The 17,841-nt window shown below is 58.7% G+C and carries 16 protein-coding genes and 1 tRNA gene; 7 read left to right on the top strand and 10 right to left on the bottom strand.

What is annotated here, in order from left to right; translation table 11 throughout:
• Nucleotides 1-1,013: 1,013 nt before the first annotated feature.
• The 7 genes from G9Q84_RS13485 to G9Q84_RS13455 all read right to left on the bottom strand — a co-directional run bounded on the left by G9Q84_RS13485 (nucleotide 1,014) and on the right by G9Q84_RS13455 (nucleotide 10,195).
• Nucleotides 1,014-1,967 (bottom strand): D-2-hydroxyacid dehydrogenase family protein, encoded by a 954-nt coding sequence (locus tag G9Q84_RS13485; protein ID WP_181643515.1) that lies wholly within the window; start codon nucleotides 1,965-1,967, stop codon nucleotides 1,014-1,016.
• 26 nt (nucleotides 1,968-1,993) lie between these two features.
• Nucleotides 1,994-2,995 (bottom strand): alpha/beta fold hydrolase, encoded by a 1,002-nt coding sequence (locus G9Q84_RS13480; RefSeq protein ID WP_181643514.1) that lies wholly within the window; start codon nucleotides 2,993-2,995, stop codon nucleotides 1,994-1,996.
• A gap of 44 nt (nucleotides 2,996-3,039) precedes the next feature.
• Complete coding sequence (locus G9Q84_RS13475) at nucleotides 3,040-3,483, bottom strand: YqaA family protein (RefSeq protein ID WP_179178922.1); 444 nt, start codon at nucleotides 3,481-3,483, stop codon at nucleotides 3,040-3,042.
• A gap of 3 nt (nucleotides 3,484-3,486) precedes the next feature.
• Complete coding sequence (locus G9Q84_RS13470) at nucleotides 3,487-3,933, bottom strand: DUF411 domain-containing protein (RefSeq protein WP_032885249.1); 447 nt, start codon at nucleotides 3,931-3,933, stop codon at nucleotides 3,487-3,489.
• A gap of 81 nt (nucleotides 3,934-4,014) precedes the next feature.
• On the bottom strand, nucleotides 4,015-4,473 hold the full coding sequence (locus G9Q84_RS13465) for an SRPBCC family protein (RefSeq protein WP_181643513.1): 459 nt from the start codon (nucleotides 4,471-4,473) through the stop codon (nucleotides 4,015-4,017).
• Between the two features lie 90 nt (nucleotides 4,474-4,563).
• Nucleotides 4,564-6,558 (bottom strand): methyl-accepting chemotaxis protein, encoded by a 1,995-nt coding sequence (locus G9Q84_RS13460; protein ID WP_181643512.1) that lies wholly within the window; start codon nucleotides 6,556-6,558, stop codon nucleotides 4,564-4,566.
• A gap of 274 nt (nucleotides 6,559-6,832) precedes the next feature.
• A complete protein-coding gene (locus G9Q84_RS13455; protein ID WP_181643511.1) occupies nucleotides 6,833-10,195 on the bottom strand; it encodes a membrane-targeted effector domain-containing toxin in 3,363 nt (1,120 codons plus the stop codon).
• 537 nt (nucleotides 10,196-10,732) lie between these two features.
• On the opposite strand from G9Q84_RS13455, the gene G9Q84_RS13450 reads away from it, so the two are divergent.
• Nucleotides 10,733-10,921 carry a hypothetical protein gene (locus G9Q84_RS13450; RefSeq protein ID WP_032885243.1) on the top strand — a complete coding sequence of 63 codons (189 nt, stop codon included), beginning with the start codon at nucleotides 10,733-10,735 and terminating at the stop codon, nucleotides 10,919-10,921.
• Between the two features lie 30 nt (nucleotides 10,922-10,951).
• On the opposite strand, the gene G9Q84_RS13445 is transcribed toward G9Q84_RS13450, so the two are convergent.
• On the bottom strand, nucleotides 10,952-11,332 hold the full coding sequence (locus G9Q84_RS13445; RefSeq protein ID WP_032885241.1) for a hypothetical protein: 381 nt from the start codon (nucleotides 11,330-11,332) through the stop codon (nucleotides 10,952-10,954).
• A 237-nt stretch (nucleotides 11,333-11,569) separates the two neighbouring features.
• Here G9Q84_RS13445 and pvdQ point away from each other — a divergent pair, with 237 nt between their 5' ends.
• The 3 genes from pvdQ to G9Q84_RS13430 all read left to right on the top strand — a co-directional run bounded on the left by pvdQ (nucleotide 11,570) and on the right by G9Q84_RS13430 (nucleotide 14,460).
• Nucleotides 11,570-13,858 carry a bifunctional acylase PvdQ gene (gene pvdQ, locus G9Q84_RS13440; protein ID WP_181643510.1) on the top strand — a complete coding sequence of 763 codons (2,289 nt, stop codon included), beginning with the start codon at nucleotides 11,570-11,572 and terminating at the stop codon, nucleotides 13,856-13,858.
• Nucleotides 13,859-14,070: 212 nt separating this feature from the next.
• A tRNA-Cys gene (locus tag G9Q84_RS13435) sits at nucleotides 14,071-14,144 on the top strand.
• 109 nt (nucleotides 14,145-14,253) lie between these two features.
• Nucleotides 14,254-14,460, top strand: a complete 207-nt coding sequence (locus G9Q84_RS13430; RefSeq protein WP_099602557.1) for a hypothetical protein — start codon at nucleotides 14,254-14,256, stop codon at nucleotides 14,458-14,460.
• Between the two features lies 1 nt (nucleotide 14,461).
• On the opposite strand, the gene G9Q84_RS13425 is transcribed toward G9Q84_RS13430, so the two are convergent.
• Both G9Q84_RS13425 and G9Q84_RS13420 read right to left on the bottom strand, forming a co-directional pair.
• Complete coding sequence (locus G9Q84_RS13425) at nucleotides 14,462-14,707, bottom strand: hypothetical protein (RefSeq protein ID WP_032885235.1); 246 nt, start codon at nucleotides 14,705-14,707, stop codon at nucleotides 14,462-14,464.
• Nucleotides 14,708-15,244, bottom strand: a complete 537-nt coding sequence (locus G9Q84_RS13420; protein ID WP_181643509.1) for a GNAT family N-acetyltransferase — start codon at nucleotides 15,242-15,244, stop codon at nucleotides 14,708-14,710.
• A 153-nt stretch (nucleotides 15,245-15,397) separates the two neighbouring features.
• On the opposite strand from G9Q84_RS13420, the gene G9Q84_RS13415 reads away from it, so the two are divergent.
• The 3 genes from G9Q84_RS13415 to G9Q84_RS13405 all read left to right on the top strand — a co-directional run bounded on the left by G9Q84_RS13415 (nucleotide 15,398) and on the right by G9Q84_RS13405 (nucleotide 17,751).
• Nucleotides 15,398-15,562, top strand: a complete 165-nt coding sequence (locus G9Q84_RS13415; RefSeq protein ID WP_163034964.1) for a hypothetical protein — start codon at nucleotides 15,398-15,400, stop codon at nucleotides 15,560-15,562.
• A gap of 257 nt (nucleotides 15,563-15,819) precedes the next feature.
• On the top strand, nucleotides 15,820-16,428 hold the full coding sequence (locus G9Q84_RS13410) for a LysE family translocator (RefSeq protein WP_095184677.1): 609 nt from the start codon (nucleotides 15,820-15,822) through the stop codon (nucleotides 16,426-16,428).
• 342 nt (nucleotides 16,429-16,770) lie between these two features.
• Complete coding sequence (locus tag G9Q84_RS13405) at nucleotides 16,771-17,751, top strand: GlxA family transcriptional regulator (RefSeq protein ID WP_095184678.1); 981 nt, start codon at nucleotides 16,771-16,773, stop codon at nucleotides 17,749-17,751.
• Nucleotides 17,752-17,841 lie beyond the last annotated feature (90 nt).

Here is a 17,841-nt window from a genome sequence, read left to right as displayed (position 1 = left end):
GCTCGCCTTACCTTAAAACTGGACCAATGGCAGAGTCGGAAAGTTTAGATTTTTTGCGGGGTTTTTGTTTTGGAACGGACCCATCGGTCATCAGTCTAGGACAGATCCTCATAGCCTGTAGGGTTTCTGGGAAGATTTTGTAGGACAAAAAACTTTTAACCTGAGAGTCAGTGGTTATTAGCCAATTGTCTGTGGGGCACTGGTGTATTTCGAGGTAATGCGGTTTGACCTGGGTTTTGTAGTGAGCAGGCTTGCCCTGCGCTGGGCTGCGAAGCGGCCGCATTAGGGGCACCGCTTATGTACCTGGTGCATCAAGGTGAACCATTTGGGAGCGCTTCGCACTCCGTCGCAGGGCAAGCCTGCTCACCACAGGGGTTGTGGCGGCTGTGGGCAGGAGGTTGTGAGCTTATTTCTGAGCAAACCTCTCACCACAGCGTTGTTTGCGACTGTGGAGTGGGGCTGAGCCGTATTTTGTAGTGAGCAGGCTTGCCCTGCGCTGGGCTGCGAAGCAGCCCCATTGGGAGCACCGCCTATGTACCTGATGCAGCAAGGCGAGCCATTTGGGAGCGCTTCGCACTCCGGCGCAGGGCAAGCCTGCTCACCACAGAGGTCGCGGCGCCTGTCGCAGCAGGTTGTGAGCTTATTTTCTGAGCAAGCCTGCTCACCACAGGGGTTGTGGCGCCTGTGGCAGGAGGTTGTGAGCTTATTTTTTGAACAAGCCTCTCACCACAGGGTTGTTTGCGACTGTGGAGTGGGGCTGAGCCGTATTTTGTAGTGAGCAGGCTTGCCCTGCGCTGGGCTGCGAAGCAGCCCCATTAGGGGCACCGCCCATGTACCTGATGCAGCAAGGTGAACCATTTGGGAGCGCTTCGCACTCCGGCGCAGGGCAAGCCTGCTCACCACAGGGGTTGTGGCGGCCGTGGACAGGAGGATGTGAGCTTATTTTCTGAGCAAGCCTCTCACCACAGGGGCGGCGTGCGCCTCTGCGGTGAGAGGCGCCCCGTATTGGTGCGTCAGCCAATCGGCCGGATGAGCGCGTTGTTCGCCCAGGCTTGGATATCCTCGATCATCTGCTGGTAGAACTGCCGATAATTCTGCTCGCTCACATAGCCTACATGGGGCGTGGCCAGCACATTGGGCAAGTGGCGGAACGGATGATCCAGCGGCAACGGCTCCTCGGCATACACATCCAGTGCAGCCCCCGCCAGGCGACCACGGCTCAATGCCTCAACCAATGCCTGCTCATCCACAATCGGCCCACGCGCGGTATTCACCAGACGCGCCGTCGGTTTCATCCAGCCCAGCGCCTCGGCATCCACCAGGCCGCGGGTGCGGTCGCTGAGTACCAGGTGGATGGTCAGGATATCGGCCTGTTTGAACAGGTCTTCCTTGCTGACCCAAGTCGCACCGGCTTGTGTCGCACGCTCCGGCGTGAGGTTTTCGCTCCAGGCAATCACGCGCATGCCGAAGACTTGGGCAAATTGCGCGACCTTCTGGCCGATGCTGCCCAGACCAAGGATGCCCAGCGTCTTCCCGTACAGGTCGCCGCCAAGGCCAACCTGCCAGTGCCCGGCGCGCACGGAGTTGGCCTCGGCCAGCAGGTTGCGGGTGGAGGCCATGATCAACGCCCACGTCAATTCCGGCGCCGCCTGTTTATAGCTGTCGGTGCCGCAGAGGTGAATGCCCAGGGCCTTGGCGGCGGGGATATCGATGGCCGCGTTGCGCATGCCGCCGGTCACCAGCAACTTGAGGTTGGGCAGCCCCTGCAACAGCGCGGCGTCGAATGGGGTGCGTTCACGCATCACGCAAATCACTTCGAACGCTTGCAGACGTTCGATCATTACGGCGGTATCGGCCGGGTAATCGTGCAGGAAGTGCACCTGGCCGACCGACTCCAGCACCGACCAATCCACCACGTCACGGGCCACATTCTGCCAATCATCAATGACTGCGATTTGTACCGACATTCACGAGTGCCTCGAAAAAGGTTGGATTAAAGCGCGTTCAAACCCTGCAACAGCGCCTGGTGAAACTTCGCCGGTTCTTCCATCTGCGGCGCGTGGCCCAGGCCGGGAAACTCCACCAGCGTTGCGTGGGGGATCAGCTTGGCCACGGTTTTGCCCAACACCGCGTAGTTGCCGAGCTTAGCTTTGACCTCGGGCGGCGCGACGTCCTTGCCGATGGCGGTGTTGTCGGAGGTGCCGATCAGCAAGAGGGTAGGCATCTGCAGGTTCTTGAATTCGTAGTACACCGGCTGGGTGAAGATCATGTCGTAAATCAACGCCGAGTTCCATGCGACCCGCGTATGCCCCGGGCCGTTGCTCAGGCCGGCATACATATCCACCCACCGCTCGTATTCCGGCTTCCAGCGGCCGACGTAGTACGTGTTGAGCTGGTATTGGCGAATCCCATCGGCGCTGACTTTCAGTTCACGGGCATACCACTGGTCGACGCTGAGCGCAGGCACGCCCAGGGCTTTCCAGTCTTCCAGGCCGATGGGGTTGACCAGCGCCAACTGCTCAGTCTGCTCGGGGTACATCAGCGCGTAACGCGTGGCGAGCATGCCGCCGGTGGAGTGGCCGAGCAGGGTGACCTTTTGAATGCCGAGCTTTTCCAGCAGTTGGTGGGTGTTGAGGGCCAACTGCTGGAAGCTGTACTGGTAGTGCTCGGGTTTGCTGGAGCTGCAAAAACCGACCTGGTCCGGTGCGATCACTCGGTAACCGGCATCACTCAGGGCCTTGATCGAGCTTTCCCACGTTGCACCACAGAAATTTTTGCCGTGCATCAGCACGACGGCGCGACCATTGGCGGTGCCTTTGGCCGGCACGTCCATGTAGCCCATTTGCAGGGATTCGCCTTGGGATTGGAATTGGAAATGTTCAAGGGGGTAGGGGTACTGGAAACCTTGCAGCTCGGGACCGTAGGTGGCCGCGAGCGCAGTCGCTGTGCTGGCCGTCAGCAGGCCGGCGATGCAAAAAGCGCGGAATAGAGGCATGGGCGGGGCTCCAGGAAGGGTGTCCGGATGCTCTTTGCGAGGGATTAAGTGGGGATTAACACCCATTGCAAGGTCACGGCGGCCAGCACGGCATAGCGCAGGCCTTTAGCCAGGGTCACCAGCAGCAGAAACCGCCACAAGGGCTCACGCATTACCCCGGCCACCAACGTCAGCGGGTCGCCAATGATCGGCACCCAACTGAGCAGCAGCGTCCAGTGTCCCCAGCGCTGGTAATGGGTGCGCGCTTTTTCCAGTTGCCTGTCGCTGACCGGAAACCAGCGCCGACCCTTGAAGTGCTCCACCCAGCGGCCCAGCCACCAGTTGACCAGCGACCCGAGAACATTGCCCAGGGTTGCGATACCCAGCAGCCACCACAACCCGTAATGCCCGCTGACCAGCAGGCCTACCAGCACCGCTTCGGATTGCAATGGGAGTAAGGTCGCCGCACCAAAGGCGGCGAAGAACAGCCCGAGGTAACCCATCAGCATCGATCAGTGCGCCGGGTACTCAGCCACCACGACATCGTTGCCGTCCCGGGTCAGCCCGATGACTTGATAGGCCTCGCTGCGCCCGTCCATTTCCATGCCGGGCGAACCCATCGGCATGCCCGGTGCGGCAATGCCCAGCAGGTCGTCGCGCTTGCGCAAGGCAAGCACTTGATCGGCGGGCACGTGGCCCTCGACGAATTTGCCGTCGATCACGGCGGTGTGACAGGAGCCCAGGCGCGGGGCCACGCCCAGGCGTTGCTTGACGGCACTCATGTCAGCTTCGACATGGTCGTTGACCTTGAAGCCGTTGCTTTCCAGGTGGCTGATCCACTTTTTGCAGCAGCCGCAGTTGGCGTCACGGTGCACGTCGATGGGGATGAGGTCAGCGGCCTGGGCCAGGGTGGTGGTGAAGAGGGCTGAAAGCAGGGCCAATCGCAATGGGGTTTTCATCAGGTTTTCGTCCAAGACCAGGCAGTAAGCCGGGCATTCTCCGCGCTTTTTTGAAGGGGGCGCCGTTGTAATGTTTCAAAGTTATACAAGGTTGACGTTTTCCAGGCGGAGCCTGAGCTGGTCCAGCGCAATCGCTGATAGTTCGATCATGCGTTCGTGCAGGCTGGCCAACTGCAATTCGGTTTCATAGGTCAGCACACGCTTGAACAGCGTGCCGTCGTGAAAGGGCAGCAGGAAATAGTGGATGGAACCATCGACGGCGAGGGACGTGAACACCGTCTTGAACTCGTCGGGACGACGGGCGATCTGCACGCGGTAGCTCATGGGCACGCGTACACCCAGCAGGTCGATCATTTCGGTAAAGCGTGCACCGGCGGGGAGCGATCCGGTGGTGCCGGTGTCGGCCCCGAGGGATGTGGGGTGCCATTCATGCCAGCGATCCGGTTGGGTCACGTAGTCGTAAACAGCGTCAATGGGGGCTTGGATAAAGCGTTCCTGACTGATCCGCTCCAAGCGGAACGACTGCTCGACAGCGCGCATGGCACACCTCCTGTGTGGCGGGGCTTAACACTTGGAACTGTCAGAATAGTCCGACTCCCGCGCTTTGCACGGGAGCCTTTAGAGAATTGATCAGCGCACTTTAAAGCGGCCCATCAAGGCGATCACCCGGCCGTTGGCATCCAGCAGGCTCTGGGTATTGGTTTCGGTGGCATGGCCGCTTTGTACCAACTCTTCGACCATGTGTCGGATTTGCACCATGCTGCGGTTGATCTCCTCGGTCACCGCGCTTTGCTGCTCGGCGGCTGTGGCGATCTGCGTGCTGAGGTTGTTGATATGGCTCACGGAACCCGCCATTTCATCCAGCCCGGCGTTGACCCGCGCCGTGGCATCCGCTGCCGATTGGCAGCTGGCCTGGGTATTTTCCATGGCCGCGACCGAGGAGCTCACCCCGGCAGTCAGGCGTGCCAGCATCTCGTTGATCTGCGAGGTGCTTGCCTGAGTGCGCGCAGCCAAGGCGCGCACTTCGTCGGCAACCACTGCAAAGCCTCGACCTTGTTCACCGGCCCGCGCCGCTTCAATGGCGGCGTTGAGGGCCAACAGGTTGGTCTGGCCGGCAATGGCGCCGATCACCCCGAGGGTCTCGGTGATGCGTGCGGCGTCCTGGCGCATGTTTTCCACGGTGTGGGTGGCGCTGGCAACTTCGCCGATCAGGGCGCTGACACTGGTGGATGCTTCCCCAACGACCACGCGGGAGCGATCGGCGTGCTCATTGGCGCGCTGAGTGAACGAGGCGGTTTCGGCCGCGTTTTGCGCGACGTTGTCGGCGGTGGAGCTCATCTCGGTGATAGCGGTGACAGTCTGGTCGGTTTCCGAGGCGTGACGCACCAGGATCTGGTTGGTGTGGGCCGAGGTCCGTTGCAATTGCTCAAGGCCTGACGACATCGCGCCAGTGGCCTGGGTGACTTCGCCGATCATGTTTTGCAGGTAGACGATGAAGTGGTTCACCGAGTGACCGATGGCGCCGAGTTCGTCTTCGGCGCGGATGGTGATACGTCGCGTGAGGTCGGCATCGCCAGCGGACAGCGCGTCGATATTGGTTTTGAGGATCTTCATGCGCTGCACCAGTTGGCGGATCGCATACGCCGCCAGCAGCACCAGCAGCAACACCATTGGGATTTGCAACAGCGCCAGACTGCCGAGCACGTCATCGCGCTGGGCAGTGATCAGTGAAGTGGGCAGGGCGGTGGCGAGGAACCAAGGCGTGCCTTCGATGGGGCGCAGATAGAAGGTGCTGGCCACGCCGCCATTGTCGAACTCGCTGCGTTGCAGTGCCTGGTCGCGATGGGCCAGGGCTTTGCTGACCTGGGTGGCAAATGCCGAGGTGGAGGTCAGTTCGCTGATGTTCTTCAACACCACGGGGCTGCTCAGGCGCGAGCTGTTGCTGATGATCTTGCCATCGCCCTCGACGATCAGCATTTGCCCGCCGATGTCTTTTTCCTTGCTGGCCACCAGGTCATTGAAGAAACCCAGGGTCACGTCGATGGTGGCCACGCCATAGGCGGCGCCGTCACGCTGGATCGCCATGGCGCAGTTGGTGCGCGGCTCCTGGCTGGCGTCGTCTTTGTAGGCAGCCGCCCAGGCGCATTGCCCGCGCGGCGAAGCGAGGCCGCCTTTGTACCAGCTCTGGTCGTAATAGTTGGGCGCGGGGTCGCTGTTCCAGAACGTGTTCACCGCCAGCTTGCCCGACGCATCGCGGTGCCAGAACGTGCTGTGCTTGTTGCGGCCCGGCGTGCGCTGGTTGGGCAGCGGCCAGATACCACCACCAAATACCTTCAGTTCACCATATTGGTCGACCAGGCCTGGCAGGACCTTGTCGATGGCATCGCTGTCGAGCAGTGGAATAGTTTGGGTGATGGTGCGTTGCTGGGCCTGAACCTTGTTCAGTTCGCCCTGAATTTGTTCTGCCACCTCACTGATGCGGTTGAGCACCACCTGTTCTTCGGTCTGTCGCAGCTTGGGTGCGACCAACTGGCCGATACCCACGACGGTCAACACGAATAGCACCAGGACGAACAGCACCAGAAACAGGGTATAGCGGGCTTGGATAGAGCGCATTGGGGGCATGGGGTCGTCCTTACGAAGCGTTTATTATCGACGCGGCTTTTTTAGAGCTTCGTTGGGCTATCGGCTTGGCAACGCTTAGCTTTAGGTACGCTCGTGCAAATAAAGTGAAGGGCTAAACGGTTGGGATTGGCCATTCAACTGGGAGCCCATGGACAGTTGTCTCGGTAAACCGTGCCGATAATGGGTTGAGCGGCGCGCCCCACCCGGCGCGGGGTTGCAGCGCTAGGGGTGGGCCATGCGCTGTGACCGCTAGTGTGCCGGGTGGGATTTGGGTTTACGGCTTGATGTAAATCTGGAGATCGCCGGGGATACCGCCGCTGCCGACCGGTTTGGTGGGATCCTGTGGATGGCCCAGGACTCTGGTTCCGAAATGGTTCGTGGCGCTGGGCCTGTCAAACACACCAATGCCGATGCTGCCGGTCAACTCAGCGAGGCCGGGCACACCTTCGGAGGTGTTCATATGTGAATGCCCAACCAATGCAGCCCACTTATCAGCACCTGAGGTGGCCTGGATGGTTTCAGCGGCGTAATAGTTGAACTCTTCAAGCCGCGTGATCGACGCGGAGCCAGTAGTGGTCGGCTTCTTAAAGCCGCGTAGGTCTTTGTGGCGGGTGAGGTAGTAGTGATCAAGAGGCAAGACCTCTATGCCGTTATCCTCCAGCTTTTTGCGTAACTCTTGGAATGTCGGGCCGCTTCGAAGCTGCTTGCTTTGACCAAGGATGCCAATTCCGTCGTCGACAAGCCCTTGGGGCATATCTATCAACCCCTCGAAGTAAACTCTTTTAACGCCCTCGTTTTTTAGTGTGGCGACGTTATCGAACAGTGCCCGGAAGCTCGCCATCTGCTTGTGGGATTCTCCAAATACCACGCCTTGCGAGGCTTTCAACGCTGTTTCGATCAGGTCAGGGACAGGGACGTTGCCGGCGATGTGCGGGATGGTCGGTCGCGTCGGGAGGCCCGCCTGCTGGATGGCGTCAAAATAGTCCTTCATTTCATCTTTGAACTTTTGAATGGTCGCCATCTTGGTGTCGGGTTTGAAATGATCCGGTTCCAGTTTGCCGCGCATACTTTCTGCGTAGTCGCCGACGGGCAACGGCTTTCTGACTCGCACTGGGCGCGCGATGGAGGCCATAGGGTTGTATCGATGACGGTGCTGTGCAGGGGACGGGGAGTGGGTATGGGGGGAGCCGGGTGCCAAGGTGTCGAGTGGGTTGAAGTCTGCCAAAGGCGTGCCGTAGGGCTTCATCGCCGCGGGGTCGTAGGCATACCGTTGGCCGTTGGACAGGATGGTGTCGGCCCGGAAGGTCTGGTCGGCGATCTTGAAGGTGCCGTGAGTAATGGGCCCATGCTCGTTGGCGATGACCCTTGCCATATTAAAGGCCCCACTGGTTTTCTTGATGGTGTCGATGCCTTTGCCGATCAGCTTGGCGCCTCCCTGCACCAGATCACCCAGCCCGCTCGCTGGGTTGAGCTCACCGATGAGCGTGGTTCCCAAAATTTTTGCCACCCGAACCGCCTTGGTTGTCGCGCTGAAGCCCTTGACCGCAACGTTCCCAATTTTCGCTGCTGCACCTGCGCCGGCAGTGACGAATCCGAAAATATCCATCCCCAGATCGACAACACCGTCCAGGACGTTGCCGTTCTTGAAGTTGACGATGGCCGATCTCAGGGGAATCAGGTCGAGAAAGAAATCCGCCAGTTTCTCCTCGACGTCCATCTGTTGATCGTAGGTGGTGGTTCCCCTGGCCTGCTTGACCACGTCCTTGTTATCAATATCCAGGTGTTCGACAAACGCATCGGCAATGGATTGCGTTCGGTTGCTTGAAAAGCTGTCGGGAACGGACAGTGGATTCCCCGCAGTGTTGTTTGGCTGCCAAACGGTGTCATCGGCGTTGGTTGGGAGGAACTGCTCTATTGGATAGACGAGGTTTGACTCGCGATCACGTTCTTTGGTCAATACGGTGCCTGGGACCGTGGTGATGGAACCCTGCTTAAGGTCGATCGCGTAAACCGTTTCGCCGCTGCCCCCGGTGGCTTTAACCAGCAGTTGTTCGTTTTTCTCTACAAGGGTTCTGCCAGTGAACCCCATACCCAACTGGTATGTATTGTTTTGATAGAACTCCAGCTTCCCGTATTCCAGGTTTTGCCTGTCTGCCAGCGGGAGCTGAGCGATCAAGTGTTTGACCGTCGTACCAATGCCTTGTTTGCGTGAGTTGATTGCTTGGGAAAGTTGAGAATTAAAGACGGCGTTTACATCGAATGCCAGGGACTTACCTTCCAGTGCGTCAAGGATGCGCGGGTCTTTGGTTTCCCACGAAAACTGATCCAGCCCGCTCATGGCGATATCCAAGAGCGAATGGTGGCCTGCTGGCGCTCGATTGGGGTCGTAGAGCGGTTGCGCGTAGGGTTGGCTGGTGTCCTTGACCGTTAGCAGCTTCTCTTCAAACGGGACATCCTCGCCAAAACGTTCTTTTAGTTTGGCCAACGCGATGTCTTTACGGCTGGGCATGTCGGTTTGGATCTGGCCGGTGGCTTCTAGCCGTAAATTCGCTTGTTGATTGAAAGCGGTTTTGACCTTGTCGATGTCGGCATCGTTGTACCGATCGGCTTCGGCCTGGCTGATAACGCCGTTTACGACGCCCCAGACCCGCAGGGCCGCACTTTGCGCTTTTTGGGTGATGGACAGGTCTTGCAGGCTGGCGCCTTCAGCGGCCGACATGACCTGGGCAAAGGTCATGTTCGGCACCTTTCCCGGTGTTTGCGCTTCTATCGTCGCGGCGGCGATCGACAGGTTGAGCCACGCGGTGCTGCCATACGTCACGCTGGCCGGCAGGTCCTTGATCAGTAATTCGGGGGCTTTCCTTGCCAGAAGCACGTACGCGCCAACGCTGGCCATTGCGGCGGATGTTTTGCGTTTTTTTATCAGGTGTTGGCTCAGGCTGGTCACCACGGCCGAGGCGGGTTTGCCCCAGTGTGCGTCCTGTGCGAGGTTGAAACTGGCGATTGCGCTGGGGTGGGCGTGGTCAATCGATTCTGGATCCAGCGCCAGGTTGATAGCGGTCAGCGTGTATTCGTTGACGCTGGTGTCAGTTGCAACGCCGTTCAATTTGGTCTGAATGGCTTGCCCCAGCGCCTGTGCCCGTGGGGTGGTCAGGATAGCGACCAAGGCTTTCGCCGGATCGGTGGCGGCTTCGCCGGAAGGTGGCTGGTTGCTGTTCAGGTATTCCAAAACGCCAAGGCTTACGCCTATCTGCGCTGGGTTCGGATGCTGCGCCACGTAGTGCCTCAGCGTACCAAGTAGCGCCTTTTCGTTGCGCATGCTCATTGGTATCGGCCAGGACAGCCCACCGCCTAAATTGCCCAGTGGATGCTTTAACGCCCGGTTGGAGACGGCGTCTGCCAAGGCAATCAGGCCGAAATGGTTATTGGGGAGCATCAAGTTGTTGGACGTGATGTAGGCGTCGAGCGTGACGGCCGCGTCTGCTTCTATCGGGTAGGACGAACCCGGTTGAATATCCATCGGCGTCGCCTTCAACGCGGCGAGGATCGCTTGCGGTGTGGCATTCACACCTAAGCGTGTTGCCGTTTCGCTGAGTTTTTGTCCTAGGCTCCTGAGGTTCTGGTTGTCCGCCATCATCTGTTTCAAGCCAGTGCTGGCACGTGAGAGGCGGGGGGAGGACGCGCCGGTTTGGAGGTTTGCTGAAGGATTGCTGGCGTGTAAACCAGGCGATTGATTATTGATAGGCGGGGGCGGTAGGTGAGGCTGAGATGGGGTTTGAGTGGGTGTGTGAACATTCAACATGGGGTGGTCACCTTTTCAGACAAGCTGTAATAAGCGTCTTTCATGAGGAGGTTCCCTTTTCCTCAGACGTCCCCGATTGGGTGTAGAAAACACCCTGCGAGGTTCCTTGCGGAAATACCGAGGTCTGTAAAATTAAGTGTTGGCAACGGCGTGAAAAGTCTTTTATGAAACCGGTAAATCAGCCCTGTGTCTCGATGTGATGGCTCAGATTGCCGTAAGGCGTTTGCAGGTCAATCCGGCCCAGGGCGAGCCAAAGCTTTTCATCGCCTGTAATATGAGCGCCTGTCGGCCCGGCCTATGCCTGCCCCAGGGCCGGTGTTGGCAGGGAAGGCTTCAAACAATGGATACACTCTTCAAGTTCAGGAACTTGTCATGACCCAAAAGCAACGTTTGAAATATTCACTTCTGATTGCCCTGGCTGTATTGGGGACGATGTTTGGCCTGTCCTACTTGCAGAACACCGGGGTCATCAGTGAGAAAACTTTCCAGACCATCGCCATTGCCGTCGCGGTGATCGTGGTGGTGATCAACGGCGTCATGCGTCGCAAGGTCAAGCTCTGAGCGTGAAGGCATGGGCATGAAGCTCTGACTTCAGGCGCGTCCTTCGAGCACCTTGGCAGCCTCTTCGTGGAGGCTGTAACTCTTATCGGCATTGAGGGTGATCACGCCCTCGCTGCACAGGCGCTTGAGCACCTCGCGCACGCTGAGAAACGACAGCGGGATGCCAAGGTTCAGCAAGTGGCTGTGCACGCCGCGCACCCCGAGAGTGCGCTGGCTGTCGGCAGCCGTGAGCAGGGCGTCGATGACCTTCAGCCGAATCAGGCTGGTGCGCAAACCGAAACACTTAAGTAAGTGGCGAATACGCTGGTTGCCATGCTGTTCGGGCGCTTTGCCGAACACTTGCGTGCCGCCGCCAAAGTTGGCGTCGGCAACCGATGAATGTCCGTCCGTGGGCACTTGCGGGTTGTACATGCAAAAAACTCCTTATCAGAGCCTGATCAGGAAAAAGATGGCGCTCTTACTAATAAGACGAACGAGCGAGCGAAATCATGAAGTGTTGGATGTAGAAATTTCGTCAGTGTCGGTTTTGTCACAACCAGCGTCCTTCAGATAAAGCGGCCGCGTCGCTAAATTTCTCCCGGTTTTGTGCGTTCTTACGGTGGGGTAACTGCCCCCGGTGAGGGTGTTCAATTTGACTGTGGAGTCTGCGTGATTATTTCCAACGGGTTGTCCAGGATGGGTGTGGCAGGGCTATTGCTGGGGTTGAGCCTGGCCGCATCGGCGCGCGAGCAGGTGGCGCAGGCATCGGCAGATATCCGGCGTACCAGTTATGGGGTGCCGCATATTCGTGCCAACGATGAGCGTGGCCTGGGGTTCGGCATTGGTTATGCCTATGCCCAGGACAACCTGTGCCTGCTGGCCAATGAGGTGGTCACGGTAAATGGCGAGCGGGCAAAGTTTTTCGGCCCCGATCAGTCAACCCTGGAAGAGCGCAACAATCTGGCCAGTGATGTGTTTTTTTCCTGGCTGAATACGCCAGAGACGGTGGCGGCCTTTTGGACAGCCCAGAGCCCCGAGATAAAAGACCGTATCGAAGGTTACGTCGCTGGCTACAACCGTTACTTGAAAGAGCAGGGCGCTCCCGCGCAGTGCCAGGCGGCATGGGTACGCCCGTTGGTCGCTGAAGACGTGGTGAAATTGACCCGCCGGCTGCTGGTGGAAGGCGGTGTCGGCCAATTCGCCGAAGCGCTGGTTGGCGCGGCGCCGCCTCAAGCCACTGCCAGCGTGCAGCCCAACGCCAGGGCATTTGAATTGGCTGCGGCTAACCAGCAGCGTTTCACCCTTGATCGTGGCAGCAACGCGGTGGCTGTGGGCCGTGAGCGCTCGTTCAATGGGCGTGGGATGTTGCTGGCCAACCCGCACTTTCCGTGGGTGGGTGGCATGCGCTTCTATGAGATGCACCTGACCATTCCAGGCCAATTGGACGTGATGGGCGCCGCGTTGCCGGGCTTGCCAGTGGTCAACATTGGCTTTAACCAGCATGTGGCATGGACCCATACGGTCGACACGTCCAAGCATTTCACCTTGTACCGCCTCACCCTGGATCCGAAGGACTCGACGCGCTACATGCTCGATGGCAAGTCCGTCCCCCTGGAAAAAACCTCGGTGACGGTGCAGGTCAAGCAAGCGGACGGCAGTGTTAAACCCGTGGTTCATCCGGTCTATAGCTCGCAGTTCGGCCCCGTCGTGCAATGGCCTGGCAAGCTGGACTGGGACAGCCATTACGCGTTCAGCCTGCGCGACGCCAACCTTGGCAACGATCGCGTCCTGCAACAGTGGTACGCGATGAACCGCGCCGGCAGCCTCAACGAGCTGCAAACTTCGGTGCACACCCTGCAAGGCATCCCATGGGTCAACACCCTGGCCGCCGACGATCAGGGTCAGAGCCTGTACATGAATCTCTCGGTGGTGCCCAACGTCAGCGCGGCCAAGCTTGCCCAGTGCAGCGATCCACGTGCCGGCCTGCAAATGATCATGCTCGACGGCGCCCACAGCGCCTGCGCCTGGGACGTCGACCCACGCTCAGCCCAGCCCGGCATCTTTCCGGCTGACCAACTGCCGCAACTGGAGCGCACTGACTATGTGCAGCACTCCAACGATTCGGCCTGGATGGTCAACCCCAAGGCGCCGCTGGCAGGTTTCTCACCGGTGATCAGCCAGGACAACATCGGCCTGGGCCCGCGAGCGCGGTTTGCCCTGCAGCGCCTGCAATCCCTGGATAAGCAACCGATCAGCGTTGCCGACCTGCAAAACATGGTAATGGACAACGAGGTGTACCTGGCCGGCCAGGTCATGCCGGATTTGCTGGCGTTCTGCGCCAAACACCTCGGCACCGATGCGGCGGCACTGAAGCCGCTGTGCACCAGCCTCAAAGACTGGGACCGGCACGCCAACCTCGACAGCGGCCTGGGTCTGGTGCACTTCATCAACTTGGTGGAGCAGCTGGAGCAAATCCCTGATGCCTGGCGCGTTGCCTTCGACCCGGCCCAACCCCTGACCACACCGCGCGGCCTGGCCATCGACCGTGCACCGGTCGCCAAGGCCCTGCGCGAAGCCATGCAGGCCTCTGCCGCAGACGTCGCCAAGCTCGGCCTCAAGCCCGGTAGTAAATGGGGTGATGTCCAAGTCTCCGGCCAAACCCCGATCCACGGCGGCCCGCAGGAACTGGGGATCTACAACGCCATGCAAACCGTGCCCCGTGCCGATGGCAAGCGCGAAGTAGTCAGCGGCAGCAGCTACCTGCAAATCGTCACCTTCGACGACCAAGGCCCACACGCCCAGGGCGTACTGACGTTCTCCCTGTCCAGCAACCCCGCATCGAAATACGCCAAGGACCAGACCCAAGCGTTCTCCGAGAAAAAACTGCGCTCACTGCCGTTCACCGACGCCCAGATCAAGGCCGACCCGCAATACCAGTCGCAGCGCATCAAGGAGTAGGGCAGGCACGCAACCCCTTGATGCCAATGCGAAATATTTTTGAAATCAAGGGGTTGCAGGCATTGGCAAATGAGTACATAATGGCGCCCATCGAACGCAACGAAGCATTAAAAACTTCAATGTATTCAATGAGTTAGAGTAGAGGCATGGCTTTGTAGCCCACTCAAGTTTTTATGCGGTGAATGTCAGCAACCAGGGCATTAATCGTTTGAGGCCGAGTAGCAAAATGGTTATGCAGTGGATTGCAAATCCACCTACGCCGGTTCGATTCCGACCTCGGCCTCCACTCTTGAAAACCCCGTAGATTAACGTCTACGGGGTTTTTTATTGCCTGGTGAAAAGTTGCAGTCGTTCACTCGGTTAGAATCATTCTTTGCCCAGTCAGGAGTCTTCTTATGAAATGGATCAGATACTTCAACAGCGCCGCTGAGCGATACGGCAGCAGATTCTCAAACCTGCAAATCCGCCTCTTGGCTGCATTCCTGCTGGTCGTTCACTGTTTGATGCTTTGGGCTATTCCCAGCTACACCTCGACGTTTCTCGGCGCGTTCGCAGCCACGCTTGGCGCGCTGACGGTGTTCCGGCCAGACCCGCCGCGTTGATTCACGACCGGTTGATGCGCAGCCCCTTAACCTCATCCGCATACGCCGCTAGTTTTGCCTGTTGATTTGCCAGCAGCGCGCACATTCTCATCAATGCTGCCGCCTCATCCGGCGTTCTGCCTTTGGACGCCAGGGTGGTCAACTCCATGACTGACCATCCAATAACAGCCGCGGCATCTTCAAGGTCGTAGAACAATTCCTGCTGGGCGGTTCTGGGCCCGTCGAGGCCCTGTATCAAGTCTTCCATTTATTTCTCCGTTTGGTGCCGATTCAGCTCAAGGCCCATGACAACCATCCCGACTTCCGCCAAATCCGTATCGAATGGGATCTCACCGATCTGCCGGAACCCAAACGCTTCGTAAAACCGTCGGGCGTTTGAATTGCTCTTGAGCACATCCAGCCACAGTAAGTGCTCTCCACGCTGCACTGCCTGATCGCAGATAAACTGCAAAAGTTGCTTGCCGTAGCCAAGTCCGGCAGCGGTTTTGAGGAAATAGATTTTTTGCAGTTCTGCGCCAAGCTCACCAGTGATTGGCGTTGGTGTCGACCAGTTGACCTTGGAAAACCCAATGGGTGTGCCCCGTTCATCTGAGGCGATAAGCCATGACTGACGCTCGGGCAGGTCGAGTGATCGGCTCAACGCGTCGCGTGAGAAATCCTGATCCAGGAAATCCCGCATGCCATCAGGGGACCACAAGGACGAGAAATGCTGTTGATAGGTCTCGCAGCCCAATGCCCTTAAGCTATCGAGATCGGCTTCAGTCGCTGCACGAATATTGATCATCTAAATCGCCCCGGTTAACTCAAACCCACTGCTCATACGTGTATCCACTACAACACAAACCCTACCAAGACGTTACACGAAAGCCGTGACGGACTTCATTTACAGCGGTCTTACTTTACGTACACCAAACCTTGTAAAGCAGAGAGCGTTGTCATGAAGTTGAATTACCTTACCAAGGCGGCTGTTGTTGTCGCGCTGTTGTCCTCCTTGTCGGGCTGCTGGATGTTTATGCCTCCGGGCGGTGGTGGTGGCGGCGGCCATGGCGGTGGTGGTCATGGTCAAGGCGGCGGCCCTGGCGGCGGTGGTGGTCAGCGTTAACCGTTAGTCAACGAGAGCAGGTCATGAACAATGACCTGCCTTTTTTTTGCCTGGGATAAATCGCGGACAAAGAAAAGCCCGCGATGGGGAGTGCGGGCTAAAAGGGATGTTCATTAGGAGCTGGGTCTACCCTATTCGGTCGTCTGTGAAAGGTTTGTGAAAAGTGTACGCCTCAATCCGCGCATGGCTGTATGGGGCAGTGGAGGCCATAACCCACTACTGTCGCCTGCATACAACCCCTGTTTGGATGCTGCCTCATGTTCATGTCCACCAGCCTGCTCTCAGCCTTTGTGCTGTTCGCTTTCGTGTCCTCGATCACCCCTGGGCCCAATAACACCATGTTGCTCGCCTCGGGGGTTAACTTCGGGTTTCGCCGCTCGATGCCCCATGCGCTGGGGATCAGTATCGGCTTCATGCTGCTGGTGATTTCGGTCGGCCTGGGATTGGGCGAAGTGTTCAAGGTGTTTCCTTGGGCCTACACCGTATTGCGCTATGTCGGCGCCGCGTACCTGTTGTACCTGGCGTGGAAGATTGCGACGGCAGGCGGCATGTCCGACAGCAGTGACGAACACGGTAAGCCCATGACATTCCTCGGCGCCGCTGCGTTTCAGTGGGTGAACCCCAAGGCGTGGATCATGGCGCTGGGAGCCATCACCACGTACACGCCGGCCGAGGGTTATGTCACCAACGTGCTGGTGATTGCGTTGGTGTTTGCGGTAGTGAACCTGCCCAGCGTGTGCGTGTGGGTGGGCTGTGGTAGCGGCCTGCGCAATGTGTTGCGTGAGCCGCGTTGGCTGAGGCTGTTCAACTGGTCCATGGCCGCGTTGCTGGTGCTGTCGCTGTACCCGATGTTGTTTGCCAGTTAAGCGCTAGACCGGTGAGATCGTCGCCAGCAGGCCGATGCCGATGGTCAGCACTAAAAAACCGAACAGGAAAATCGCCATCTTGGTCATAAGGCCTCCGAAGGGAAGGGAATAAGGATTGGGGGTATTGTCCGCCTTGAGCGCATTTCAATACAGGCGCAGATAACAAAGAAAAAACCGTATCAGATGGGCCTTGTACTGTTCTGCCACGGGCTTCCGGGGGCTGTGCTTTTTACAAGATCAGCGCCTGAGACAGCCAACGCATTTCCCCCTAAGATGGCGCCCACGGCATCAACAATAACAGTGGGCCAACCCTCGATGGAAAGACGTCAATTCAGCGGCGGCATGAAAGGCAAGAACCTGCGCTACCTCAATGAAACCCCGCAACCGGCATCGGTCACCCGTGTCGGCTTCCTGTTGCTCGAACACTTCTCGCTTCCGGCGTTCACCCAGACCCTCGACACCTTCGTCACCGCCAACCTGCTGCGTCCCGATCTGTTCGCTTCGCGGACGTTTGGTTGGGGCGACGGCGAAGTGATCAGCGACCTGGGTCTGGTCATCCGCCCCGATGCGTGCCTTGATGCTGCTGCGCTGCATGATTTGGACTTGCTGGTGATCTGCGGCGGTTTTCGCACTGAACTCAAGGCCGGCGAGGATTTCATCCAACTGCTGCGCAGCGCTGGCGAGCGCGGCGTGCACCTCGCGGGGTTGTGGAACGGCGCTTGGTTTCTTGGTCGCGCAGGGCTGTTGCAGGGCTACCGTTGCGCCATCCACCCCGAACACCGCCCGGCGCTGGCGGAAGTGTCCAAAGCCACCGACGTCACCAGTGAACCCTACGTGATCGACCGCGACCGCCTGACCGCCTCCAGCCCTTCAGGCGCTTTCCATATGGCCCTGGACTGGATCAAGAGCCTGCATGGCAAAGCACTGGTCGAAGGTATCGAGGACATCCTGGCGTTTGAGGAGTCCCGCTACCGGCGTATCAAACCCACTGAAAATGTCAGCGTCAGCGCGCCGTTGCGTGAAGTGGTAAAGCTGATGGACGCCAACCTCGAAGAGCCTTTGGAACTGGACCAGCTCGCCGTCTACGCGGGTCGTTCCCGCCGCCAGCTTGAGCGGTTGTTCAAGGAACAGCTGGGCACCACGCCGCAGCGCTACTACATGGAATTGCGAGTGACGGAAGCGCGTCGGTTGTTGCAGCACACCGAGTTGTCACAGGTGGAAGTGCTGGTGGCGTGCGGATTTGTGTCGCCGAGCCATTTCAGCAAGTGCTACAGCTCGTATTTCGGCTATCGCCCCTCGAAGGAGAAGCGGTTGGTCAAATAGCCGACGCCGATCCGTTGTGGGAGCGGCCGCTCTGTTCAGAATCGATCCTGTCGATCCACGGCGTAATGACGGCCATTGCAATGCAACGAA

Source organism: Pseudomonas sivasensis (assembly GCF_013778505.1).
In the GTDB taxonomy this organism is placed as follows: domain Bacteria; phylum Pseudomonadota; class Gammaproteobacteria; order Pseudomonadales; family Pseudomonadaceae; genus Aquipseudomonas; species Aquipseudomonas sivasensis.
This window is presented reverse-complemented; position numbering and strand designations above follow the sequence as displayed.

Bases quoted from the DNA above. Each gene is read 5' to 3' on its own strand.
- G9Q84_RS13485 (WP_181643515.1), bottom strand. From the start codon at position 1,967: ATGTCGGTACAAATCGCAGTCATTGATGATTGGCAGAATGTGGCCCGT.
- G9Q84_RS13480 (WP_181643514.1), bottom strand. From the start codon at position 2,995: ATGCCTCTATTCCGCGCTTTTTGCATCGCCGGCCTGCTGACGGCCAGC.
- G9Q84_RS13475 (WP_179178922.1), bottom strand. From the start codon at position 3,483: ATGCTGATGGGTTACCTCGGGCTGTTCTTCGCCGCCTTTGGTGCGGCG.
- G9Q84_RS13470 (WP_032885249.1), bottom strand. From the start codon at position 3,933: ATGAAAACCCCATTGCGATTGGCCCTGCTTTCAGCCCTCTTCACCACC.
- G9Q84_RS13465 (WP_181643513.1), bottom strand. From the start codon at position 4,473: ATGCGCGCTGTCGAGCAGTCGTTCCGCTTGGAGCGGATCAGTCAGGAA.
- G9Q84_RS13460 (WP_181643512.1), bottom strand. From the start codon at position 6,558: ATGCCCCCAATGCGCTCTATCCAAGCCCGCTATACCCTGTTTCTGGTG.
- G9Q84_RS13455 (WP_181643511.1), bottom strand. From the start codon at position 10,195: ATGATGGCGGACAACCAGAACCTCAGGAGCCTAGGACAAAAACTCAGC.
- G9Q84_RS13450 (WP_032885243.1), top strand. From the start codon at position 10,733: ATGACCCAAAAGCAACGTTTGAAATATTCACTTCTGATTGCCCTGGCT.
- G9Q84_RS13445 (WP_032885241.1), bottom strand. From the start codon at position 11,332: ATGTACAACCCGCAAGTGCCCACGGACGGACATTCATCGGTTGCCGAC.
- G9Q84_RS13430 (WP_099602557.1), top strand. From the start codon at position 14,254: ATGAAATGGATCAGATACTTCAACAGCGCCGCTGAGCGATACGGCAGC.
- G9Q84_RS13425 (WP_032885235.1), bottom strand. From the start codon at position 14,707: ATGGAAGACTTGATACAGGGCCTCGACGGGCCCAGAACCGCCCAGCAG.
- G9Q84_RS13420 (WP_181643509.1), bottom strand. From the start codon at position 15,244: ATGATCAATATTCGTGCAGCGACTGAAGCCGATCTCGATAGCTTAAGG.
- G9Q84_RS13415 (WP_163034964.1), top strand. From the start codon at position 15,398: ATGAAGTTGAATTACCTTACCAAGGCGGCTGTTGTTGTCGCGCTGTTG.
- G9Q84_RS13410 (WP_095184677.1), top strand. From the start codon at position 15,820: ATGTTCATGTCCACCAGCCTGCTCTCAGCCTTTGTGCTGTTCGCTTTC.
- G9Q84_RS13405 (WP_095184678.1), top strand. From the start codon at position 16,771: ATGAAAGGCAAGAACCTGCGCTACCTCAATGAAACCCCGCAACCGGCA.